26 protein-coding genes, 1 pseudogene and 1 riboswitch are annotated in these 23,438 nt (G+C 47.2%); of the genes and pseudogenes, 25 read left to right on the forward strand and 2 right to left on the reverse strand.

Annotation, left to right across the window (positions count from 1 at the left end; genetic code table 11):
* Positions 1-261: 261 nt before the first annotated feature.
* Complete coding sequence (locus tag Ga0451573_RS13775; protein WP_331459428.1) at positions 262-675, reverse strand: zinc ribbon domain-containing protein; 414 nt, start codon at positions 673-675, stop codon at positions 262-264.
* Between the two features lie 55 nt (positions 676-730).
* Here Ga0451573_RS13775 and Ga0451573_RS13780 point away from each other — a divergent pair, with 55 nt between their 5' ends.
* From Ga0451573_RS13780 to Ga0451573_RS13795, 4 genes and pseudogenes are all read left to right on the forward strand, one after another.
* Positions 731-1,216: a GNAT family N-acetyltransferase gene (locus Ga0451573_RS13780; protein ID WP_231684715.1), complete on the forward strand. Its 486-nt coding sequence runs from the start codon at positions 731-733 to the stop codon at positions 1,214-1,216.
* Positions 1,213-2,298 (forward strand): alanine/ornithine racemase family PLP-dependent enzyme, encoded by a 1,086-nt coding sequence (locus tag Ga0451573_RS13785; protein ID WP_231684716.1) that lies wholly within the window; start codon positions 1,213-1,215, stop codon positions 2,296-2,298. The genes Ga0451573_RS13780 and Ga0451573_RS13785 overlap by 4 nt, the downstream gene beginning before the upstream one ends.
* Positions 2,299-2,346: 48 nt before the next feature.
* Positions 2,347-3,246, forward strand: a complete 900-nt coding sequence (gene rocF / locus Ga0451573_RS13790; RefSeq protein WP_231684717.1) for an arginase — start codon at positions 2,347-2,349, stop codon at positions 3,244-3,246.
* Positions 3,247-3,459: 213 nt separating this feature from the next.
* Positions 3,460-5,010 (forward strand): annotated as a pseudogene (locus tag Ga0451573_RS13795) (methyl-accepting chemotaxis protein); the annotation flags it as partial.
* Between the two features lie 277 nt (positions 5,011-5,287).
* Here Ga0451573_RS13795 and Ga0451573_RS13800 read toward each other — a convergent pair.
* Positions 5,288-5,713, reverse strand: coding sequence for a hypothetical protein (locus tag Ga0451573_RS13800; protein WP_231684719.1), 426 nt, complete (start codon positions 5,711-5,713; stop codon positions 5,288-5,290).
* Between the two features lie 137 nt (positions 5,714-5,850).
* Positions 5,851-5,962: riboswitch (SAM riboswitch) on the forward strand.
* Between the two features lie 103 nt (positions 5,963-6,065).
* Here Ga0451573_RS13800 and Ga0451573_RS13805 point away from each other — a divergent pair.
* The 21 genes from Ga0451573_RS13805 to Ga0451573_RS13905 all read left to right on the forward strand — a co-directional run bounded on the left by Ga0451573_RS13805 (position 6,066) and on the right by Ga0451573_RS13905 (position 23,397).
* Positions 6,066-7,271: a homocysteine biosynthesis protein gene (locus Ga0451573_RS13805; protein ID WP_231684720.1), complete on the forward strand. Its 1,206-nt coding sequence runs from the start codon at positions 6,066-6,068 to the stop codon at positions 7,269-7,271.
* 25 nt (positions 7,272-7,296) lie between these two features.
* A complete protein-coding gene (locus Ga0451573_RS13810; RefSeq protein ID WP_231684721.1) occupies positions 7,297-7,725 on the forward strand; it encodes an NIL domain-containing protein in 429 nt (142 codons plus the stop codon).
* 15 nt (positions 7,726-7,740) lie between these two features.
* Positions 7,741-8,502: a UPF0280 family protein gene (locus Ga0451573_RS13815; protein ID WP_231684722.1), complete on the forward strand. Its 762-nt coding sequence runs from the start codon at positions 7,741-7,743 to the stop codon at positions 8,500-8,502.
* A gap of 65 nt (positions 8,503-8,567) precedes the next feature.
* Positions 8,568-9,311, forward strand: coding sequence for a YebC/PmpR family DNA-binding transcriptional regulator (locus Ga0451573_RS13820; protein ID WP_231684723.1), 744 nt, complete (start codon positions 8,568-8,570; stop codon positions 9,309-9,311).
* Positions 9,312-9,398: 87 nt separating this feature from the next.
* Positions 9,399-10,028 carry a hypothetical protein gene (locus tag Ga0451573_RS13825; RefSeq protein ID WP_231684724.1) on the forward strand — a complete coding sequence of 210 codons (630 nt, stop codon included), beginning with the start codon at positions 9,399-9,401 and terminating at the stop codon, positions 10,026-10,028.
* 139 nt (positions 10,029-10,167) lie between these two features.
* On the forward strand, positions 10,168-10,665 hold the full coding sequence (gene ruvC, locus Ga0451573_RS13830; protein ID WP_231684725.1) for a crossover junction endodeoxyribonuclease RuvC: 498 nt from the start codon (positions 10,168-10,170) through the stop codon (positions 10,663-10,665).
* Entirely contained in the window at positions 10,662-11,264 is a 603-nt protein-coding gene (gene ruvA / locus Ga0451573_RS13835) for a Holliday junction branch migration protein RuvA (RefSeq protein ID WP_231684726.1), read from the forward strand. Before ruvC ends, ruvA begins: the two co-directional genes overlap by 4 nt.
* 68 nt (positions 11,265-11,332) lie before the next feature.
* Positions 11,333-12,361, forward strand: a complete 1,029-nt coding sequence (ruvB, locus tag Ga0451573_RS13840) for a Holliday junction branch migration DNA helicase RuvB (protein WP_231684727.1) — start codon at positions 11,333-11,335, stop codon at positions 12,359-12,361.
* A gap of 16 nt (positions 12,362-12,377) precedes the next feature.
* The gene (locus tag Ga0451573_RS13845) at positions 12,378-12,602 is read left to right on the forward strand and encodes a DUF2905 domain-containing protein (protein WP_231684728.1); all 225 of its coding nucleotides are present in this window, start codon (positions 12,378-12,380) and stop codon (positions 12,600-12,602) included.
* Between the two features lie 68 nt (positions 12,603-12,670).
* Positions 12,671-13,432, forward strand: a complete 762-nt coding sequence (sigI, locus tag Ga0451573_RS13850; RefSeq protein ID WP_231684729.1) for an RNA polymerase sigma factor SigI — start codon at positions 12,671-12,673, stop codon at positions 13,430-13,432.
* An 86-nt stretch (positions 13,433-13,518) separates the two neighbouring features.
* The gene (locus Ga0451573_RS13855) at positions 13,519-14,718 is read left to right on the forward strand and encodes an anti-sigma factor domain-containing protein (protein ID WP_231684730.1); all 1,200 of its coding nucleotides are present in this window, start codon (positions 13,519-13,521) and stop codon (positions 14,716-14,718) included.
* A 124-nt stretch (positions 14,719-14,842) separates the two neighbouring features.
* A complete protein-coding gene (locus Ga0451573_RS13860; RefSeq protein ID WP_231684731.1) occupies positions 14,843-16,297 on the forward strand; it encodes a SpoIID/LytB domain-containing protein in 1,455 nt (484 codons plus the stop codon).
* A 125-nt stretch (positions 16,298-16,422) separates the two neighbouring features.
* Positions 16,423-17,448, forward strand: coding sequence for a tRNA preQ1(34) S-adenosylmethionine ribosyltransferase-isomerase QueA (gene queA / locus Ga0451573_RS13865; protein WP_231684732.1), 1,026 nt, complete (start codon positions 16,423-16,425; stop codon positions 17,446-17,448).
* Between the two features lie 104 nt (positions 17,449-17,552).
* On the forward strand, positions 17,553-17,816 hold the full coding sequence (locus tag Ga0451573_RS13870; protein WP_231684809.1) for a type II toxin-antitoxin system prevent-host-death family antitoxin: 264 nt from the start codon (positions 17,553-17,555) through the stop codon (positions 17,814-17,816).
* Entirely contained in the window at positions 17,813-18,127 is a 315-nt protein-coding gene (locus Ga0451573_RS13875) for a type II toxin-antitoxin system RelE/ParE family toxin (RefSeq protein WP_231684733.1), read from the forward strand. The genes Ga0451573_RS13870 and Ga0451573_RS13875 overlap by 4 nt, the downstream gene beginning before the upstream one ends.
* A 56-nt stretch (positions 18,128-18,183) precedes the next feature.
* On the forward strand, positions 18,184-19,314 hold the full coding sequence (tgt, locus tag Ga0451573_RS13880; RefSeq protein ID WP_269438288.1) for a tRNA guanosine(34) transglycosylase Tgt: 1,131 nt from the start codon (positions 18,184-18,186) through the stop codon (positions 19,312-19,314).
* A gap of 30 nt (positions 19,315-19,344) precedes the next feature.
* Positions 19,345-19,611, forward strand: coding sequence for a preprotein translocase subunit YajC (yajC, locus tag Ga0451573_RS13885; protein ID WP_231684734.1), 267 nt, complete (start codon positions 19,345-19,347; stop codon positions 19,609-19,611).
* 195 nt (positions 19,612-19,806) lie between these two features.
* Positions 19,807-20,466: an HD domain-containing protein gene (locus Ga0451573_RS13890; protein ID WP_231684735.1), complete on the forward strand. Its 660-nt coding sequence runs from the start codon at positions 19,807-19,809 to the stop codon at positions 20,464-20,466.
* 108 nt (positions 20,467-20,574) lie between these two features.
* Positions 20,575-21,816 (forward strand): protein translocase subunit SecD, encoded by a 1,242-nt coding sequence (gene secD, locus Ga0451573_RS13895; RefSeq protein WP_231684736.1) that lies wholly within the window; start codon positions 20,575-20,577, stop codon positions 21,814-21,816.
* Positions 21,817-21,829: 13 nt separating this feature from the next.
* On the forward strand, positions 21,830-22,711 hold the full coding sequence (secF, locus tag Ga0451573_RS13900; protein WP_231684737.1) for a protein translocase subunit SecF: 882 nt from the start codon (positions 21,830-21,832) through the stop codon (positions 22,709-22,711).
* Positions 22,712-23,067: 356 nt separating this feature from the next.
* Positions 23,068-23,397, forward strand: a complete 330-nt coding sequence (locus Ga0451573_RS13905) for a LapA family protein (protein WP_231684738.1) — start codon at positions 23,068-23,070, stop codon at positions 23,395-23,397.
* Positions 23,398-23,438 lie beyond the last annotated feature (41 nt).

Raw genomic sequence — 23,438 nt, forward strand, 5'->3', positions numbered from 1 at the left:
TTCCGGAAGGATGAGTCTGACGTCAGCCGGCCCACGAGCTGAGCGAGTGGCAAGCCGGCTGAGTTGTAGCCATCCTGAAGGAATTTATCTGCTACCACCCATCAGCGCGACCCGGGCTTCAGACTTGCGACGGCGCCTCACCTGACAGGTGTGAGTACATCATTCCGGTAGAGCCGGCAACTATATGCCAATTAGCATACGGGCCAGGTTCATGGCATCTACTACTTTTCGCTTATGCAATCCGTAGATACTTATGTTCCGTCAGAGATAATTTCCGAAATCCTGATATCCGCACAGACAGCTGTAATTTCTGGAGGAGGTTCTTTTCCTCCTTCCACAAACGGGACACGTTTGTGTTGTATAGGCTTCATCTACTTTTTGCAGGCTTATCCCTTCGGCTGCCAGTACTCCTGCTACGTCTCCCACCACGACTTCCCTGACTTGATTCTCCAAGCACCAGTTGACAAATTCGCGGGTAGTTTTATGGAGGATATCAGTCAACTGGGCATTACTCTTTCCTAAGATGTAGTTAAAAGCCCGGCGATATTTTTCCCACTGACGGGAGCCCTTTTCGCATTTAGCCAGCTTCTTAATCCGCACCATGATTGGCTTTTGGCGTTTTCCGCCAAAAAGACCAAGGCTTAAAGAGGTGGGAGCCTTCTCGCCGCACAGGATAAAAAGCCTTTGTTAAATACAGAATATTAGTAAAGCTGATTTTTCCCGGAGGGATGTGACTATATTGCCTGTGGCCAATAAAATTGACCTGATAGTAAAGGTGGTGGACGATCTAACCGGTGATATTGCCAGGCGGCTTGTTGAAATAGAAGATAAGGCTTTCGGAGAAGGCGGGCTCCATAATGAGTGGCTGATGGTCCCCATGATTAGGTATGGCAGGGTTTTCACAGCTGAATTGGAGGGACAGCTGGTAGGCAGCGCACAATTTATGAGAGCCTGGATAGGGCACGACACTGTATATTTTTATGGGGTTTCTATGCTACCCCAATACAGGGGACAGGGATTGGGAACAGCATTTCTCAAGGATATTCTAAGCTATCTTAAAAAAGATGGGGTCAGAAAAGTCATTTTAAGTGTCAGCCCACAAAACAAAAGGGCGGTTCACCTTTACCGGGAACGATTCGGGTTTAGGACGGTAAACTCTATTGCCGGGGAATACGGCCCCGGCGAGGACCGGCTGATTATGGAGTGTATTTTATGACGGAAAACCCCGGACTGTTGATTGATTTACAAAAAATCAAGGAAAATACCAGGGTAATTGTCGAAAAGTGCGCCTCTTACAATATTAACGTAGTCGCAGTTACCAAAGCAGTATGTGGTGACCCGAGGGTGGGCAGGGCAATGCTTGAAGGCGGCGCCGCTGCTTTGGCCGATGCCAGAATTAAAAATATTAAACGGCTGCGTCAGGCAGGGGTCACAGAACCCGTGATGCTGCTCAGAAGTCCGATGATGTCGGAAATAAAAGATGTTGTCAAATACAGCAGCATGAGTTTGAATTCCGAGCCCGACGTTCTTGCCAGACTGTCTGAATGTGCTTTAGACTACGGAACCCGGCATGATGTAATTATCATGATTGATGTGGGAGAAATACGCGAAGGGATTCTCCCGGCAGATATATTTCAGGCTGCGGAAGAGATAAAGACTTTGAAAGGAATCAGGGTTATCGGGGCAGGGACTAATCTGGCCTGTTACAGCGGAGTAAGGCCGACCACGAAAAATATGAACCTGCTATTGGAGACCGGGCGTGAGCTGGAGAGCATTCTGGGCTATAAGCTGAAGATTATTTCCGGAGGCAACAGCAGTGGGCTGGAGATGGTAGATAGTGGTTCAGTGCCTCGGGGAATAAACCAGTTTCGCATCGGTGAGAGTATTCTGCTGGGCAGATATTTATCAAATGGTGAACCCATCGGGGGAACCAACCGGGATGCCTTTACCCTGAAGGCTGAACTGATAGAAATGAAGGAAAAGCCATCTCTTCCAATGGGTGAAGTCGGGAAAAATGTTTTTGGCGATTATGCCGAAGAAAATGAACTTCAGATGCACTATCGGGGCATAGCTGCCCTGGGGAGGCAGGATGTGCCGCCAGATTCGATTTTGCCTCTGTGTCCGCAGAAAAAAATCCATATAGATGTAATTGGAGCAACCAGTGACCATACTGTTCTGGATTTCGGCGAGGATACCAGGACTTTTGCTGTTGGCAGCGAGGTCAGGTTTAACCTGGATTATCCTGGACTGCTTGCAGCTATGACTTCACCGTATATAAACAAAGAATATATTGAATGAGATTTTGAGAATCAAGTGAAAAAATTAATTAAAGGGGAAGAAAAAGTCATGACTGTTGAAATTATCGGGGCACCTGTGGACCTGGGAGCCAACAGGAGAGGAACGGATATGGGGCCCAGCGCTGTCCGGTATGCGGGACTCAGCAGGGCGCTGCAGGAAATGGGTCTTGAGGTTATTGATAAAGGCAACATTGATGTTCCTGTACCTGAAAGTATTAAGATTGCTAACCCGGAACTTATGTTTATTGATGAAATAGCGAAGGTTTGTGAAAAATTGGCTGAAGCGGTAGGGAGAGTGATCGGCAGAGGTAATTTTCCGCTTGTACTGGGAGGAGATCACAGTATTGCTATGGGGACACTTGGAGGGGTCAGCAAAGAGTTAAAGGATCCGGGCTTAATATGGTTTGATGCCCATGGTGATTTCAATACCCTGTCAACCAGTGAAACCGGCAATATTCACGGGATGTCTCTGGCGGCAGTTACAGGACACGGCAATCCCAAGCTTGTTAACATCGGCGGTATTTCGCCAAAGATAAGAGAAGAAAAAACAATATTAATTGGAATCAGAGACCTTGATATTGAGGAAAAGCAACAGCTCAGGGAGTCTAAAATCACGGTTTTCAGCATGAAGAAAGTAGACGAAATGGGAATGGCAGAGGTAGTTAAGGAAGCGCTGCTTATAGCGGGACGCGGCGGTGACGGTATTCATGTCAGCTTTGACCTTGATGTGGTGGAACCGGCAGTAGCGTCAGGAGTCGGCACACCGGTTACAGGGGGCCTTAATTACCGGGAGGCACACCTGGCCCTGGAGCTTATTGCTGAGACCAAAATGCTCCGGTCACTGGAAGTGTGTGAGGTAAATCCCATTATGGACAGTGGAGGGAACAGGACTGCCAGATTGGCGGTTGAACTGGTGACATCTGCATTGGGTAAGCGGATTTTCTATTGAAAGGAAAAAATATATGAAAAAAACTTAATAATAAAAAATAAATGGAAAAAATAAAAGAAAAAAAAGGGAACTAACAAAGAAACGCGAAATATAGAAAACAATGTCGAAAGGAAGGGGGTTTCGGTTATAAAACAATAAATGCTTTTGGTTTAATAAATGAATGAGTACCTTCAGAGTACCTATAGGGGGAGTAGGGGAATGAAATTAAAACTAGTACAGAAAATTACCTCGGGATATGTTTTAATTGTTCTTTTCCTGGCAGTTGTAGGTTTTTTTGGCATCAGAGGCATGAACACTATCGAAGGACAGTACATCGAAGTTGACCGGCACAGGTCACTGGGTACTCATATTTGGGAGCTGTCTAATAATTATAACGGGCAGTTTGCCCATGCATTCCTGTACCTGGTCAATAAAGAAAAGGCGGCAAAAGATGAGTTTTATGTACTTGAAGAAGAAATTGAGGAGATTATACAGCTGCTAGACAGTACAGACTTAGATGAAGATGAGAGACAGGTTGTTTCTGAAATAAAGGCGCTTGATGAGGAATTTTGTAGTACCATTATCGAAGTATTTCAATTGGTTGACAGCGGAAACAATGATGGCGCTTATGCAAATATGAAAAAAGTTGAAAGTGCAATAGAACAGATAGATAACAAAATACATGAATGGGACAATATTAACGATCAGGAAGTGGCCGAACATGTGAAGGCGGCTGAAGAGGGCAGCCATTCGGCAATGTTGGTCAATTACATAATCATAGCGGCTGCCGCAGTTCTGGGTTTAACAATCGGAATTGTCCTGAGCAGGGGGATTTCCAGACCTGTCGCGGGCCTTACGGCTGCTGCTTCCCAGATTGCCGACGGTGATTTGAGTATAGACCTGCCACGTGTTAAGACTGGGGATGAAATTGAAACACTGGCCGGCGCTTTTAAAACAATGGTGGGCAATCTAAGGGACGTAATATCAAAAACGACCGAGTCCGCTCAAAATGTTGCCGCTACGAGTGAAGAGCTCTCGGTAAATTCCGGTGAGGCTTCAAAAGTGACACAGCAGGTGGCCGGTGCGATTCAGGAGGTTGCCAGAGGAGCTTCTGAGCAGACAGGCTTTGTGTCTGATTCAATGGGTATAATAAGCCAGGTGAGCCAGGCCATTGAGCAGATAGCTTCAGGGGCTCAGGACCAGACAAACCACATCACCACAACTGCAGAAATGGTGGCTCAAATGGTCGGGTCCATCCATGAGGTTTCTTCCAGCGCTCAGAGAGTAACCGAGTCTGCGGCGAAAACGAAACAGGCTGCCGATAAGGGTGAGAATGCTGTAGAATTTACAATTCAGGGCATGGATGGGATTAAGCACAAGGTTTTTGACTCTGCCAATAAGATAAAGGAACTGGGGGAACACTCACAGCATATAGGAGAAATAATCCAGGTTATTGATGAAATTGCTGAACAGACCAACCTTCTTGCTTTGAATGCGGCTATTGAAGCAGCCCGGGCCGGAGAACACGGCAAGGGGTTTGCGGTGGTGGCAGATGAGGTAAGGAAGCTAGCGGAACGGAGTGGTAAGGCGACCAAAGAAATAGCCGAACTTATCACAAATATCCAGCGACTGACAGAAGCTGCAGTGATATCGATGGAAGAGGGTACCGGGGAAGTTGAAAAAGGAACCGGGCTGGCTCTTGATGCCGGTAATGCCCTCAAAGAGATATTGATAACCGTTGCTGATACCTATACACAGGTGCAAAATATCTCCGCAGCTGCACAACAGATTTCGGGAAACAGTCAGGAGGTTGTCAGAGCTATAGATAATGTCAGCGCCATTACTGAGGAAAACACTGCTGCCACACAGCAACTGACGGCATCCAGTGCAGAGGTTAACAGGTCTATGGCAGGAGTCGCCTCAATTACCGAAGAAACATCGGCTGCAGCTGAAGAGGTTTCCGCTTCCACAGAGCAGTTGACGGCTTCAATCGAAGAGATTTCAGCAGCGTCAGATAACCTTGCCGGAATGGCTGAGGAACTCCGGGAAGTAGTAGCCAGGTTCAGACTGTAAAGACCTTGTGACCTGGTTTGGCCCTGCGGAAAATCAAGTGGTTATTTATCGCCTGGTTTACGGCTTCAAGGCTGTCCTTGTACTTCATATATACACTAAAACAGCGGTCGACATATTCCTCAAAGGGTTTCAGGGAACTTGCCAGGGCGCAGTAAGTATCCATTCCCCGCTCAGTAAGTTTGAGGGGTTCCTTGGCAAGCATTTTCCCTATCAGCAGTTCTTCAATAATTGACTGGAGAGTAGGACTGTAAGCCCCTTTTTTGCCCCGGACAAAGTCATAGAACCCGATATTATGGTGTTCCAGGGATTCGGCAGAGGCCAGGAAAAGAAAATTATGCAGCACTCTCAGGGAATGTATTTCAAATTGAGTTATCAGGCGCATGGCCAGGATGTGCTGGGCTGTAAAACTAAACATATTGGTATTCTCCTTTATGCTTTAATTCTATAATAACCGGGCCCATGTTGAAAGTATTAAATAAAAATAGATTGACAATAAGACCAAAAGTTGTTACGATAGTTTCAGTTATATTATTAACAATTGTATACAAAGTACTCTTATCCAGAGAGGTGGAGGGACTGGCCCAATGAAACCCGGCAACCATTTCACATTATTGTGAGAAAGGTGCCAATTCCTGCAGAAGAGTTTTCTTCTGGCAGATAAGAGGGGGATATATGCTTTTTTGTGTAAAAACCTCTCCTATGCCGGAAGAGGTTTTTTTATTTTGCTGCCGGCAGAAATGCCAGGCATAAGTGGGGAGGATGTACACGTGGGTGTGAAGAAAACCTATGCGGAGATTAACGAAAAAATCAAATCAGGAAAAGTTGTTGTGGTAACGGCAGAGGAAATTATCGGCATGGTTGCCGAAAAAGGGGTGGAAGCCGTTGCCAGGGAAGTTGATGTTGTGACAACGGGTACTTTTGGACCGATGTGCTCATCAGGAGCGTTTTTTAACTTCGGACACTCCAAACCCAGGATTAAAATGCACCGGGTCTGGATGAACGGTATTCCGGCTTATACCGGTGTTGCCGCAGTTGATGCCTACCTGGGCGTGAACGAGCTGCCGGACCATGACCCCCTTAATTCGAATCATCCCGGTGATTTCAGATATGGCGGGGGGCATGTAATTGAAGACCTGCTGGCAGGAAAAGCAATCAAATTTGAAGCAACCGGATATGGTACGGATTGTTATCCGCGCCGCAAGATAGAGACATATTTAACACTTGATGATATTAACGAAGCTTTTCTGTTTAACCCGCGCAATGCCTATCAGAATTATAACATTGCTATAAATGTTTCTGAGAAAACAATTTACACCTATATGGGTACTCTTAAACCACGGATGGGTAATGCCCATTATTGCAGTGCCGGCCAGTTGAGCCCGCTGCTTAATGACCCGTATTATAAGACAATTGGTATTGGAACCAGGATATTTCTGGGCGGCGGTATTGGGTATGTGTCCTGGAATGGCACTCAGCACAGCCCGTGTGGAGCCAGGGGTGAAAACGGGGTTCCCATGGGAGGTTCGGGAACAATGGCTGTTGTGGGTGACCTGAAGCAGATGAAGCCTGAATGGCTGAGAGGCACCAGCTTCAGGGGCTATGGTTCCACCATGACGGTGGGTATAGGAATCCCGATCCCGATACTTAATGAAGAAATGGTAAGGTATGTTTCTGTTAAAGATGAGGACATATATGCTCCTGTAGTTGACTATAGTTATGACTATCCCAACTGTACAGGCAAAACCCTGGCTTCTGTATCTTATGCCCAGTTAAAATCAGGAGTTATTGAGGTGAACGGCAAAGAGGTGACCACAGCCCCTCTGTCAAGTTATGTGAAGGCTAAGGAAATTGCTGAAACATTGAAACAATGGATTGTCAAAGGGGACTTTTTGTTGGGCGAACCCGTTCAGACACTGCCTTCAGCAGATTCGGGAATTACGGGTAAAAGCCTTATAGAAAAGTCTGCCCCCTAAATTTGAATCTGAAAGGAGTAATAATATGTCTCCAAAGAAAATTGTTCTCAAATTTCCTTCAGGAATAGTGGAAAAACCTCTGATATATCACCTGGTCAAGGATTATGACCTGATGGTAAATATTCTTAAAGCAAACGTAAATCCCAGCAAAGAGGGTTCTATGGTCATGGAACTGAGCGGGGATTCACCCAACTATGACAAGGGGCTGGATTTCCTGCGCCGTCAGGGGGTTATTGTAGATCACCTCAGTGAGGGTATTGTCAGGAATATCGACAAGTGCACTCACTGCGGGGCCTGTACCAGTATCTGCCCTTCGGGAGCCCTGTATATTTCCCGGCCTTCCATGGAAGTAATATTTGATGACGAAAAGTGTGTTATCTGCGGGGTTTGCTTAAAAACCTGCCCGGTTAAAGCCCTGGAGCCAAGTGTAAATGGCAGTAACGGAAAACAGTAAACAGGAGCCAAACATATGTATGTGAACAGGGACTACAGGAATACTCTGACAAATCAGGATCTGAAAAGCTTCCGGGTTACGGTAAAGGAGACTGACCTGTATATCAGTGTAGATGAGCCAAGTTATGGTTCCCAATTGGAAAAGAAGACAGAAAACCTGGTTCTGGCATTACGATATGACCTGGAAGAATATATAGCTGCAGACCCGGTGTTTAAAACAACTCTCAGGCCCCATGCGCTTGCGCCGGGGGCCCCTTTGCTTGCCAGGGCCATGGCGGATGCAGCCCGGGTGGCGGGTGTCGGGCCGATGTCTGCCGTAGCCGGCGCCTTTGCTGAGGCTGTGGGCAGGGAACTGCTCAAAACCTGCAGTGAGGTAATCGTGGAAAACGGCGGCGATATTTTCATGGCAGCTGCCCGAAAAAGGCTGGTGGCCGTTTTTGCCGGAAAATCTCCTTTTACCGGTCGTCTTGCCATTGAAATATCACCTGAGAAGACTCCCTTGGGAATCTGTACTTCATCCGGGACAGTGGGGCCATCTCTAAGCATGGGCGCTGCAGATGCGGTTATTGTTATTTCAGCATCAGCCCCTCTGGCAGATGCTGCTGCTTCAGCGGCCGGGAATGCAGTCAAAGATAAAAAGGAAGTCAAAAAGGGTGTTGAAGCTGCCCGCAAAATCCCCGGAGTCCTGGGAGCCGTGGCCATCAAGGATGACAAAATGGCGGCCTGGGGTGATGTTGATATTGTACCTCTCAATTCCCCCGGGCAGAATCCCGGGTGATTGTTGACACATCTGATTGACGGTGCTAAAATTATAACGTTATATTCGAGGGGAGGTATTTGATTATGTCAGGCCATTCCAAATGGGCTAATATAAAACATAGAAAGGGCAGGCAGGATGCCAAAAAGGCCAAGATATATACCAAAATTGGCAAGGAAATTGTTATCGCAGTCAAGCAGGGCGGCAGTGACCCTGATGTCAATGCCCGCCTGAAGATGGCTATCCAGAAGGCCAGGGCCAACAATATGCCGATGGATAATATTACCAGAAATATTCAGAAGGCTTCCGGAGAATTGGAAGGCGTCAATTACGAGGAATTTCCCTATGAAGGCTATGGTCCCGGCGGCGCTGCTGTTATGCTCGACATAATGACAGACAACCGGAACAGGACAGCCGGCGAGGTCAGGCATCTGTTTTCCAAGTATGGCGGTAACCTGGGCGAATCGGGATGTGTAGCCTGGATGTTTGACAAAAAGGGACTCATTATGATTGATAAAGAGGATTTGAAAGCTGACCCGGATGATGTAATGATGACAGCTCTGGAGGCAGGAGCGGAGGACATGAAAGATGAAGGTGACAGTATTGAGGTCACCTGTGCACCGGAAGAATTCGAGGCCGTTGAGACTGCTTTGCGTGAGGCCGGTTTTCCTGTCACTGTGGCGGAAATAACCATGGTCCCGCAGACCACAGTGGCTCTTGAGGGCAGTGAGGCCGAAAAGATGCTGAAGCTTATGGATGCCCTTGAGGACCATGACGATGTGCAGAATGTGTATTCCAATTTTGATATTGATGATGAAATGATGGAATAACCATAAAAATTTAATATGCATGTATAAACCCTCCTTAAAATGGAAATAACTAGTAATTAATTAGACCCATTGAAAGGAGGGTTAACTATGTTTCGCAGAAAAAAAGAAAGCAAACTCATGTATGTTGGTATTGCCATAATTTTTTTGGCGTGTTTTGCTTCAGCATATGGCATTTACAGTAAAAACGGGACAATGTACCGACCGGGAACCACCGCTTCCGGAAACACCAAAGAAGTCAGGCCGGCAATAGGAAAAGACACCCTGATTTTTGAAGAGATCAGATATACCTGTGGGGACAGGGCCACTACCAGAATTCCGACAACTTCGGACCTGATAGGAATGGAGTTTGCCGCACTGGTTAGTGAATATCCGTCTGAAGAGGGATGGAGTATTGATGACACCAAGGAAAACACCCTCATCCTGGCCCGTAATGAAAACAGGGTTTGTCTTTACCACAGGGACTACCGGCATCTGGGCATCAGTGACGGATTTCTGGCGGTATATGAAGGGCCGCTGGGCTGTAATCACAAAGTCCTGCTGAGGGAAAATATCGGGGTGGAGAACCTGCCCCCGGAGCTGCAGAATGAACTGGTAATGGCTACTGCTTATGAAAACCAGACCCAGGATACCCAAGGATTACTAAAGTCATTATATGAATTTGAAACCGAAGAAAAGCTTAATTCGGCTCTGGAGAATTTCGACGAATTTAAACAATAGAGCTGACTGCCGGGCGGTTAATGGTTGAAAAATGACCATTAACCGTTTTTAGTTTACATATTTTAGAATGAGGGGCCCAGGCAGGATAAGTTCAGGTGAATGTCGAAATGTTTCGGAATGGAAAGGGGCTGAAGTATCAATGCTGGTTCTGGGAATAGACCCCGGTTCTGCAATTACAGGTTACGGAATCGTGAAACAGACCGGAAACAGGCTGGAGGCCGTGGATTACGGTTGTATCCGGACTTCTCCCGACCTGTCGCTGGAATTAAGGCTGCAAAAGATATATAAAGGGATAAAAGAGCTTATAGATACATACAGCCCGGAACATTTTGCGATAGAGGAGCTTTTTTTCAATAAAAATGTCCGCACTGCCCTGACGGTGGGTCACGCCAGGGGTGTGATCATGCTTGCGGGAGCGGACGGCGGCCTTCCGGCTCATGAATATACGCCTTTGCAGGTGAAACAGGCGGTGGTAGGTTTCGGCCGGGCAGAGAAAATTCAGGTTCAGCATATGGTGAAAACCATTTTGAACCTGCCGGACATTCCCAGGCCTGATGATGTCGCTGATGCTTTGGCTGTGGCCATTTGTCACACCCATTACTATAAAATGGCTAAAATTATCGGAGGTAATAAATGATATCATTCTTAAGAGGAAGAGCGGTAAATACCGGAACAGACCATGTGGTCATTGATGTCGGCGGAATCGGGTACAAGGTCTTTGTCCCCACCACAGTTATCGGTAAGGCAGCTGACCCGCAGCAGGATATAACCCTGCATACATACCTCCATGTCAGGGAAGACGCGATGCAGTTATTCGGATTTATGGCAGAAAGTGACCGCGGTATATTTGAACTGCTTCTTCAGGTGTCCGGGATCGGGCCTAAGGTGGCTTTGGCGGTTTTATCGGCGACCACTGTGCCTGCATTGGTCCAGGCCGTTATCAATGAGCAGGTCAATGTGCTGACACAGATTCCGGGTGTGGGCAAAAAAATGGCGCAGCGGGTGATTGTCGAACTAAAGGATAAGTTCGCTAAAATAGACATTGGCGGTGAGAGCGGGCTAACAGAATTTGTTCCGGGCCCGGAGGATAATGCGGGAGATGCCCTGCAGGCCCTGGCCGCACTTGGGTATAACCCTGCTGAGGCTAAAAAGGCGTTGGCTAAAGTGGTGGCCGGCAATAAGGATCTGGCTCTGGAAGAAACCGTCAGGCTGGCTCTTAAGGAATTGGGGCGGTGAGACAGGAGTTAGGAGACAGGAGGCAGGAGTCAGGAGGCAGGGAAGCCAATTTTGTTGTGGAGGTTTAGATGGAGGAAGAACGTATTGTTTCATCAGGTGTCAAGGAAGAGGATATGGAAATAGAATATAGCCTGAGACCGCGCAGGTTATCAGAGTACATTGGACAGTCCAAAATAAAGGAGAACCTTTCTGTTTTTATAGAAGCTGCCCAGGGGCGGGGAGATTCCCTGGACCATGTGCTCCTGTTTGGACCGCCCGGTCTTGGCAAAACAACACTTGCCCATATTATTGCCAATGAGATGGGTGTCAGTGTCAGGATAACCTCAGGCCCGGCGATAGAGCGGCCCGGAGACCTGGCCGCCATACTTACCAACCTCTCCAATGGGGATGTGTTGTTTATTGATGAGATACACCGTTTAAACCGCAGTGTGGAAGAAGTGCTTTATCCGGCTATGGAAGATTATGCTTTGGATATAATAATAGGCAAGGGGCCCAGCGCCAGGTCCCTCAGGATAGATCTGCCCAGCTTTACCCTGATTGGGGCCACTACCCGGGCCGGTCTGTTGACATCGCCGTTAAGGGACCGTTTTGGTGTCATCAGCCGGTTGGAATTTTATGACACCACTGAACTGACTGAAATAGTGGTTAGAGCAGCCAGGATTCTTGGAGTGGAAATTGACAGTGAGGGGGCCGTGGAAGTTGCCACACGTTCCCGGGGGACCCCCAGGGTGGCCAACCGGCTGTTGAAGCGGGTCCGTGATTATGCCCAGGTCCGGGCAGATGGCCGGATTACCCTTGAGGTGGCCCGGCAGGCCCTGACCATGCTGGAGGTTGACCGGCTCGGGCTTGACAACACCGACCGCAGGCTCCTGTCGACAATGATCTGCAAATTCGGCGGCGGGCCGGTGGGGCTGGATACCCTCAGTGCGGCAACAGGAGAAGAGTCAGACACAATTGAGGATGTTTATGAACCTTACCTTTTGCAGCTTGGTTTTATTAACCGTACACCCAGGGGCAGAGTGGTTACTGTTGCGGCTTATGAGCATATGGGGATAGCCCCCGGTGACAAACCGGATCAGCAAAACCTGTGGAAATAGACAAAGGAGTTGGCTTATGGGAGAGTTTGGTTCCTTAGGGAAAATGATTATGTTGTTTGGCGTCATCCTGCTGGCGCTGGGGTTTTTAATTGCGTTTGGAGGCAAGATATTGCCTATTGGCAGGCTGCCGGGCGATATCTTTGTACGGAAAGGTAACTTTACCTTTTATTTTCCTTTGGTTACCAGTATAATCTTAAGCATAGTACTAACGATTTTGTTGAATATTTTGTTCAGAAAATAAATTTTTGACCCTTAGAAAACAATAACTGTTTTCGAACAATATTATTAATGGAGGAGGTGTAAACCGCCATGGGGTTTCTCTTCCAGAAAAGAACTTCACAAGGGGAAGCTGAAGACTGCGGAACGCTGGTCCTGGAGGTACAAAAGGGAAACGGCATGGCGCGGGAACGGCTGCTCCGAAGTTACACCCCTTTTATTCTAAAGACCGTATCAAAGGTAAGCGGACGATATGTCCGTATGGGAGAAGACGATGAGGTCAGTGTCGGTCTGATGGCTTTTAATGAAGCCATGGACTGTTTTGACACAACCAAAAACATTTCATTTATCAGCTTTGCTGAAACTGTTATTAAAAGAAGGCTGATAGATTACTTCAGAAAAGAATCGACTGTCAGCAAAAGGACAGTACCAATGTCCAGTTTCGAGCAGGCAGATGATGATAACGTCGAGGGTATCCATTATTATCTGGAAGCCAAACAGTCGATAGAAGAGCACCAGGCCCAAAATATTGCCGCTGACCGAAAAGAAGAAATAATTATTTTCACCAAAAAATTGGCGGATTTTGGCATTAGTTTTCAGGAATTGGTCCAGGTATCTCCTAAACATGAGGATGCCCGCATCAGAGCCATGGAAGTGGCCGGAATAATTGCAAATAATGCCGATTTGGCTGCACACCTGTTAAGCAAAAGAGAACTGCCCCTGAAGCAGTTGGAAAAATCAGTTGATATCAGCCGCAAAACATTGGAAAGACAGCGAAAGTATATTATCGCCATTACGCTGATTCTGATGAATGACTTTGAATATCTGAGAGAATATATTACAAAGGCTCTCTAAAGAGAATACATTGCCACAGCTCTCTAGAGGCAATACTAGGCAAAAGCTCGGGAAAGTCTGAAATCTACAAGGAAGGAGGGGACGATATGGAAAGGGTAACAGGGGTTGTCATGGAGACCGAAAGGAACCATGTGGTTTTAATTACCCCCAAAGGTGAGTTTAAACGTATCAGAGTTACCGGAAAATTACCTGGAATTGGCGAGGAAGTTCAAATTCCGGTAGCCCGGAAGCGTTTCTTTAATTTGCCCAGAGCCAGTTGGGCAGCGGTTGCTGCGGCTGTTATCCTGTTATTAACAGCAAGTCCCCTGCTGACTGTGATGAACCAGCCTCCGGAATTTGCCACCGCTTATGTATCTATTGATATTGGTCCAAGCATAGAGTTAACCAGAAGCAACCGGGAGAATGTTCTGGAAGCACATGCCTACAATTCCGAAGGCAGGGAAATTCTCGAAAGGCTTAACCTGAAGGGTATGAAAATTGATGAAGCAGTTACCTCCATTACCAGGGAGGCTGTGGAACTGGGTTACATCCAAAATGTTGACGGAAATTCGGTCCTGATAAGTGTTGCCCCTCTGCCTGATTCAGGGTTGGAAAAGGATGCTATCGAAAAAGCAGTTCTGGCATCTGCCAATAATGTCCTTACAGACAGTAAGATTAACAGTGAAGTCAAAACTATCAGTGTGCCTTCCGATATCAGGGAAAGTGCCCGGGTTAAAGGGATGTCTACCGGCAAGTATGCCCTTCTTATTGAGGCTGTCAATGAAGGCTTGACGGTTACTGAAGAAGAGATGAAACAAAATAGCATTGACGAAGTAATCTCACAGGCGGGCGGCCAGACGGAGATGATTATCGGAATGGCCCAGACTGAGGAACAGTTTGGAATCAAGGAGCAAAGATATATTGCCCTTGCCAGCGCCAAAAAAGGAAATGATGATACCCGTTCCGGTATTGGTGATATAAGGCCGTCGACCGGTAAAACAGATACAGGGTCTGATACGGAAAAAACCGATGGTAAGATAAGATATATTGATCCAATCAGAAGGAACGATACTCTGAAACCGGGCGTTGCAGTGACAACTGTTCCCGGCAGTCAGGGGGCAGGCAGTCAGCAGCCGGGGACACCGCAAAACGGCGCTGCTACACCGGCAGCCGGTCCGGTTGAAGATCCCAACAATGTTAATGAAAGTATTTATGAAAACACCAGGGATAATTACATGGGGCCTGAACTTCCCTGGGAAATTACCGGGACAGATGAACCGATGTACATCCTGCGCCCCAAATTTTAATCCAAAAAGTACAGGGCTGTCTCCACATAACGGAGGCAGCCTATTTATTTTCCCCCATAGCAGGAAACTGAGCTGATTTTGTCGAAATGCCTTAGTTATACTGCATTGGGGAGGGAATTCATACTTGGCGGATTTAAAGAGATTAACCGGAAAAATACATATATTATTAACTGCTGCGGTACTGATGGTATTGCTGCCGGCTGTATCTTCCCAGGCCCAGATTCCGGGTAAGGTCAGAGTGGGCATCATCACATCAAATACCGGGTCTGCGTACCGCAATGCGGCTTCAATCACATTTTCAGTCAAGGGAAACTACCAGATTGTTGACCTTGCCGCCATCCCGGGGGATGAAGTGATCGGAACACCGGCAGAAGGTGAGCAGTGGCAGGTTTATTACCTTCCCAGCGGGGTGCAGGTTTATAAAAATGGGGAGGCACAGAAAATAACCACAGGCGCTGTTATGGTCAGGGAAGTTACCCACAGCTCTGATAACAGGGTATTACTTTCAGGATACGCAAACCTGGAAGACGCCGGTACAAATCTTGGCAAATGGTATCGGGGTAATATGGAATTCCGCAACTCCGGCAGCGCTGTCACAGCGATCAATGACCTCCCCATGGATGAATACCTCTATGGTGTTGTGCCCCGGGAGATGAGTAATAGCTGGCCGCTGGAAGCATTAAAGGCACAGGCGATTGCGGCACGTACCTATACTGTGGCCAATTATAACAAGCGTATTGTGGAAGGGTTTAATGTTCTGGATACTCCCAGCGATCAGGCTTATGGCGGCTTTAACAGCGAGGGGGCCAATGCCGCCAAGGCTGTGAATGAGACTTCGGAGAAAATAATTGTATATAACGAAAGACCGATCAGCGCAGTTTATCACTCTACCAGCGGGGGTCATACTGAGGATAATGAAAATGTGTGGGGCACCGATCCTGTCCCTTACCTGAGGGGCAAACCTGACCCGTACAGCGCTGTTCACGGTTATGCCAACTGGACATTTACCGCTTCTCTGGATGAGGTCAGGAACCGGGTTATCCAGGCCGGACAGCAGATAGGTCCGATTAGCTCCTTTAAGCTGGACAAGTTTCCTTCCGGGCGGGTGGACTCTGTAATGATAACAGATATAAACGGTAATACTATTACCATGACCGGGACCCGTTTCGGGCAGATGTTTAACCCCAGTTTTTATACGTATATAAGCAGCTCCAATTTCATGAGCCGGTTTTTTGATGTTAGGACAGACCAGGTTACCAAACCCAGTTATTCTGTGTTAAACGGCTCGGGACAGCAGGCCTCGGTTGAGGGAACAAAGCTTTACGGGGTAAGCGAAGATGGCGCTGCTGCGATCCTTAATCAAACCAGTGCAGAATTTTATGCTGTTGATGCCAATAGTACTTCAGCCTACAATAAGTCGGCCACCGGGATGGTGGTGTTTGAAGGCCACGGCTGGGGCCATGGTGTTGGGATGTCCCAGTGGGGAGCCTATGAAATGGCTCAGCAGGGCAAGAATCACCTGGATATTTTGGCTTTTTATTATACGGGAGTGCAAGTTACTGACGATTATGATGGCTGATAAGCAGCCTGCTATAATGATTTGATAATTAGCTGCGCAAATGAATGCCGGTTTCCGGGAGTCAGCCGGAACCGGCATTATGTATCAGAACATTAGAAATGGCCTATTATAAAGGAGACAGAAGTGTGAAGCTATCCGAATTTGATTATTACCTTCCTGAGGAGTTGATTGCCCAGGAACCTGCCGAATCAAGGGATAAATCCAGGCTCCTGGTTTTGCACCGGGATACCGGCGCCATAGAACACAGGCGGTTTACTGACTGTATTGAGTATTTCAGACCGGGAGATGTATTGGTACTGAATAATACCCGGGTTATTCCCGCAAGACTGATAGGTGTCAAGGAAGGGACCGGGGCCAGGATTGAGGTTGTGCTGTTAAAAAGAGCTGCTTTAAATACATGGGAGACCCTGGTAAAACCGGGGAAAAGGGTCCGGCCCGGGACCAGGATTGTTTTTGGCGACGGCATGCTGGCAGCCGAAGCTGTCGGCAGTACCGACGCCGGAGGCCGTGTGCTGTGCTTTAGCTATGACGGCGTATTTGAAGACATCCTTGACCGGCTCGGGCAGATGCCCCTCCCCCCGTACATCAGGAAAGAGCTTCATGACCGGGAAAGGTATCAGACAGTTTATGCTAGAGTCCCCGGGTCGGCAGCTGCCCCTACTGCGGGACTTCATTTCACCCCGGAACTCCTGGAGAGAATTGCGGGCTCGGGTATTGAGAAGGCCGAATTGCTGCTCCATGTGGGCCTGGGAACTTTCAGACCGGTTAAAACCGAGAATATCCTGGAACATAAAATGCACGCGGAATATTATGAAATGAGTCCGGAAGCTGCGACTGCGGTCAACAGGGCTAAAAAGGAAGGGGGCCGTGTGATCTCAGTAGGGACAACCTCTGCCAGGACCCTGGAAACAGCTGCCGGTGATAATGGCATGGTCACTCCGGGCAGCGGGTGGACGGATATTTTCATCTACCCCGGTTACCGGTTTAAGGCTGTCGATATGCTGATTACAAATTTTCACCTTCCCAAATCAACCCTCCTGATGCTGGTTGCTGCATTTGCGGGCCGGGAAAAGGTATTGGAGGCTTACCGGCAGGCAGTTTCTCAAAGGTATCGTTTTTTCAGTTTTGGTGATGCTATGCTGATATTATAATAGATTGGTCATTGCTGAATTGATAAGAAGTGCTCGGACACCTTCTTGACAATATATCAATATTTCGATAAGATTTGAGTATGATAAATATGGAGGTGGATGAAATGCCAACCATTAGACCAAGTTCAGACTTAAGAAACAGCTATAATGAAATTTCGGAGTTTTGCCATAAATACAATGAGCCTGTATATATCACGAAGAATGGTTCCGGGGACCTTGCGGTTATGAGCATTGAGACATATGAAAGGCTTGTTGGAAAATTTGAGTTGTACGCCTTGCTTGAAAAGGGATTGGATGATATTGAAAATAGCCGTGTGAAACCTGCGCGGGAAGTGTTTGCAAGGATAGAAGGCAGGTTAAGGAAATGAAGACATATTGTCTGGTTATCGCAGAAGCTGCCGAAGCTGACCTTGATAGAATTGCAGACTATATTTCCTGTGAGCTAAAAGAGCCTATTACGGCGTTGAAACAGCTGGAAAGAATAGAGGCGGCTATGATGGCTTTGGAAGAACTTCCGGAACGTCATAGCCTCGTCCAAGATAAATATCTGGCGGCAAAAGGAATGCGAAAGCTGCCGATTGATAATTACCTGTTATTCTATACCGTGAATAAAAGTAAAAACACAATCAACATCGTCCGTGTTCTGCATGGAAGACGTGACTGGGAGAGTATAGTATAGTTTGCCTTTATTATGCAGTTTTGCTATAATGGACAAATAGAAGGTGGCATGGTATTTTGGCAGTAAGATATGAATTGATAAAAGAATGTAAACGAACCGGAGCGCGCCTGGGAAGGCTGCAAACTCCACACGGAATTATTGAAACTCCTGTGTTTATGCCTGTGGGTACCCAGGCTACTGTTAAGGCGATGACTCCAGAAGAGCTCAAGGAACTTAAGGCTGAAATAATCCTCAGTAATACATATCACCTTTATCTGAGGCCCGGTGAGGATCTCATCAGAGAGGCCGGGGGGCTGCACCGGTTTATGAACTGGGACAGGCCGATACTTACCGACAGCGGGGGATTTCAGGTATTCAGCCTGGGACCGCTGCGGAAAGTAGCTGAGGATGGGGTGACTTTTAAATCCCATATTGACGGTTCGACCCATTTTATGAGTCCCGAGCGGGCTACCCAGGTACAAATGGCTCTGGGCTCAGATATCGCAATGGCTTTTGATGAGTGTGCCCCATATCCCAGTACCAGGGAATATACCGAAGCAGCCCTTGAGCGTACCACTCGCTGGGCGGCACGGTGTAAGGAGGCTCATCACCATGAAGCTCAGGCCCTGTTTGCCATTGTCCAGGGGGGGATGTATGCAGACCTTCGGGAGCGGAGCGTCAGGGAGCTGACGGCAATGGATTTCCCCGGCTATGGAATCGGGGGCTTGAGTGTGGGTGAGCCAAAGCCGCTGATGTATGAAATGCTGGAATGCACGGTACCCCTGCTTCCTGCAGGCAAACCGCGGTATCTGATGGGGGTCGGTTCACCTGACTGCCTGATTGAAGGTGTGATTCGTGGTGTTGATATGTTTGACTGTGTCCTGCCCACGCGCATTGCCAGGAATGGAACAGTGATGACCTCACATGGCAGGCTGGTAGTGAGAAATGCAAACAACGCCCGGGATTTTCGCCCTCTTGATGAGGAATGCTCGTGTTATACCTGCCGCAACTATACCAGGGCTTACATCAGGCATCTTTTTAAGGCAGATGAAATTCTGGGCTTGCGGCTGACTACCATCCATAACCTGCATTTCCTGCTGAACCTGATGAAGGATATCAGGGCGGCGATTGCCGGTGATTACCTCCCTGAATTGAGGGACAGATTTTTTGCCAAATACGGCTATGAGCAGGCGAAGGAATATAATTAGCATAACTTACAGTAAAGGGGGGAAACAACTATGGAACAGTACGGCACCACGATAATATATTTCGCAGTCCTGGCGGCCATATTCTATTTTATGCTGATTCGTCCTCAGCAGCAGAGGAAGAAACAGCACCTGCAGACTGTCGAAAGTCTTGAACCGAATGTGAAGGTTACTACCATTGGAGGTATTATCGGTACAGTGGTAAAAGTCAAGGAAAAAACTATCATTCTTAAAGTAGCAGATAATGTAAATATTGAACTGCTGAAATCATCTGTTGCTTACCTGGGTGAAGCAGAATAAGTTAAGCTGAAAAAGGGCGGGAAGAGACCTGCCCCTTTTTTTTGCCGCGGAACAGATTATCATGAACATAAAAAAAGTAAACAGTACCCAAAAGGTATTTTATCGATTAAAATAGAAATAAATAATAGAAATAAATAACATAAGCAAAAAGAAACAGCTTTATTTTTGGGGTAAGGCACCCAAAGGGAGGACAACATGATAACTCTTGATGACATAAAAAAGGACCCCATAGTTGACACCTGTATCCGAAAGGGTAATGAATATCTTGGTGTGATGGGATTTACCGAACATGGGTACAGGCATATTAATTTAATCTCCCGGATTTCGCGGAACATCCTGGAACGGCTCAATTATCCTCAGAGGGAAGTTGAGCTGGCGGCAATTGCCGGGTATATGCATGATATCGGCAATGTCATCAGCCGTTATGACCACGGTCAGTCGGGTGCCACTCTGGCTTTTCATGTCCTGTCCAAGATGGGCATGTCTCCCGAAGAAATTGCCATGGTCATCTCAGCAATCGGAAACCATGAAGAAGAATACGGGCATCCGGTTAACAGTGTGGCCGCAGCCCTAATCCTTGCCGATAAATCGGATGTGCACCGGTCCAGGGTAAGGAATCAGGATTTTGCTACATTTGATATTCATGACCGGGTCAATTATGCTGTGGAACATTCATTCCTCAGGGTTACCGGTGAAACCAGGAAAATTACCATGGAACTAACCATTGATATCCAAATATGTCCTGTAATGGAGTATTTCGAAATATTTCTCAGCAGGATGGTGTTATGCCGCCGGGCTGCTGACTTCCTGAACAGCCGTTTTGCCCTGGAAATCAATGGCGCCAAGCTGCTGTAACCTTGAATTCACATTCATTGACAAGCATTTTGGGCGGGTATATAATATACCGTGGGGGTTTTGTGGGAGTGTGTTCCGCACAATTGAACTAAGGAGGAAACGTTCATAATGAAGGGCAGAAGTCTTGCAATACTTTTAATTATTTTTCTTGTTGTAGGAGTGGGCGGATATTTGCTGGTCAGGTATCAGGTTTTACAGAAAAACATCAACCTGGGGCTTGACCTGCAGGGTGGGGTGCATGTCGTTCTCGAGGCCGTAGACACTCCCGAAGCTCCGGTGCAGCCGGACTCCATTGATAGGGTGAAAGTTGTCATCGAAAACCGGGTAAACCAGACAGGGCTTAAGGAGCCTATGATCCAGAAGGAAGGTTCCCGCAGGCTGATTGTGGAACTTCCGGGGGTCAAGAATACCCAGGAAGCCATTGACATGATCGGACGGACAGCACAGCTCACGTTTGTTACCGCTGACGGCAAGGTTGTTCTCAAGGGTCAGGATCTGAAGGATGCCACGGCAGCCATCAGACCAACAGATAATGAGCCATATGTGGCCATGCGGTTTAATGCTGAAGGGCAGAAGAAGTTTTCTCAAATTACCACCGAGCTTGTCCGCAAGTATCCCAACCCCGATGACCCTAACAGAGTTATTTCCATAGTTTTGGATGAAGAAGTACTGACGAGTCCTTATGTAAAAGAACCTATTACTACCGGTGATGCCGAGATTTCCGGCGGCTATGAGACTCTTGAGGATGCCAACGAGATTGCCATCCTGCTGCGCTCCGGAGCTTTGCCGGTTAAGCTGGATAAGGTAGCCGTGCAGAGCGTGGGACCGACTCTTGGCGTTGATTCCCTGCAGAAATCAACCAAGGCGGGGATAATAGGCGTTGCCGCCATCCTGATTTTTATGATAGCTTTTTATCGCCTGCCGGGTTTACTGGCTAATATTTCCCTGATTATTTACATGTTTCTGGTTCTTGGGATTCTAGCTGCCTTGAATGCCACCCTTACCCTTCCGGGGATTGCGGGTTTTCTCCTGTCGATCGGGATGGCTGTTGATGCCAATATTATAATTTTTGAGCGTGTCAAGGATGAACTCAGGGAGGGGAATTCACTGCGCAGGGCAATTGAATCAGGCTTTTCCAGGGCCTTTACCACAATTTTTGATGCCAATACCACGACACTGATTGCGGCTGCTATATTGTATTTCCTGGGTACAGGAGCTATCAGGGGCTTTGCGATTACGCTGAGTATCGGTATTCTTGCCAGTATGTTTACAGCGATTACCTTTACGCGTTGGCTGCTGAGGCTTACCGTGAACACCGGAATCAAAAATACCAAGCTCTTTGGGGCCTAGGAGGTGCATTGTAATGGATATAGTAGGAAGACGTAAGATATGGTTTGCCATTTCACTCCTGGTAATTATCCCGGGGCTGATCAGCATGGCATTCAAATGGGTTACTCTGGGTTCGCCCCTGAACCTTGGGATTGAGTTTACCGGTGGTAACCTGATTAACATTGAGTTTAAAAGTGATGTTACCGTTGCCCAGTTAAGGGATGTCTTAAAAGAAGTTGGTCTGGAGAAGAGCAGTATCCAGATGTCCGGCAGCCGGGCTGCAATTATCAGGACTGTAGTTCTTGATGATAAGAAACAGGCCGATTTGATGTCTCTATTGAAGGAAAAAATCGGTCCCTATGATGAAGAGAAGCTGAGTATCAGCAAGATAGGACCCACCATCGGGAAGGAATTAACCCGGAATGCTATTTTGGCGCTGTTAATCGCAGCTGCGCTGATGGTTGCCTATATTTCCTACAGGTTTGAATTCAGATTCGGGATATCGGCAATTGTTGCTTTGCTTCATGACGTTTTTATCACCCTGGGGCTCTTTTCAATATTCTGGTGGGAGGTTGACAGTACCTTTGTGGCGGCTATTCTGACAATTATCGGTTATTCCATTAATGATACCATTGTTATTTTTGACCGCATCAGGGAAAACCTGAATAAGCGGAAAAAGGGAGAAGACCTGGAGCAGATGGTCAACAAAAGTATTCTGCAGACACTGGTCAGGTCAATAAATACCGTATTGACAGTTGTCTTCATTCTTTTGGCCCTGCTGGTTTACGGCGGAGCCACCATCAAGATTTTCACCCTGGCGCTCCTGATTGGGGTGGTCAGCGGGGCTTATTCATCAATCTTTAATGCCAGCCCGATGTGGGTTATGCTGAAAGGGATGGAGAAGGGCAGAGCATAGAGGTTGTAGAAGCAAATTGATTCAATGGGGGCTCCCATAATTAAAAGGGGGCCTCTTTAAATTTAGATTATGCAAGGAAGTGACAGATATATCCCTCCAGGATGGCTACAACTCAGCTTGTTACCGGCTCCCGCTAAAGCGGGTGGCCGACAAGCTGATGTCAGACTCATCCTTCCGGAATACATCTGCCACTTCCTACATTAATGTTCCAAATTAAAACAAGCGCCACATTTAATTACGGGAGTGAAACAAAGCATCTTCTTCTGCTTCTTAAACAAGAAATTGCGATAAACTTAAAAAGGAAATTGCGAGAAAAGGTAGAATAATTAAAAAAAACCGTTAAGGGGGTTTGCCTGTTGCAGATTTATCTGGTACTGGCTCTGTTATTCTCCATTGGTGTGGCCGTTTTTGCGGTACAGAATGCTTCCCGGGTTGAGATTACATTGTTTTTCTGGCAGTTGAAGAATATCTCACTGGTTGTGGTCATCTTTGGCTCAGCGTTGATTGGAGCATTGGCAGCCGGGCTTTTTGGAGTGGTTAAACAGCTAAAACTCAGGAAGATGTTAAAACAGTATAAATCTCAGGCGGAAACTCTGGAGACGGAAGTCGGGTTCCTGCAGCGAAAGCTGAATGACCTGCAAAGTAACGGTACAGGTCAGGAATCAGAGGAAAGCGGTAATCAATAGAAATGGTGAAAAAGGGCTGGGGGAATCAATTTCTCAAGCCA

Origin of the sequence: Phosphitispora fastidiosa, from assembly GCF_019008365.1 — a bacterium.
GTDB lineage: Bacteria > Bacillota > Thermincolia > Thermincolales > UBA2595 > Phosphitispora > Phosphitispora fastidiosa.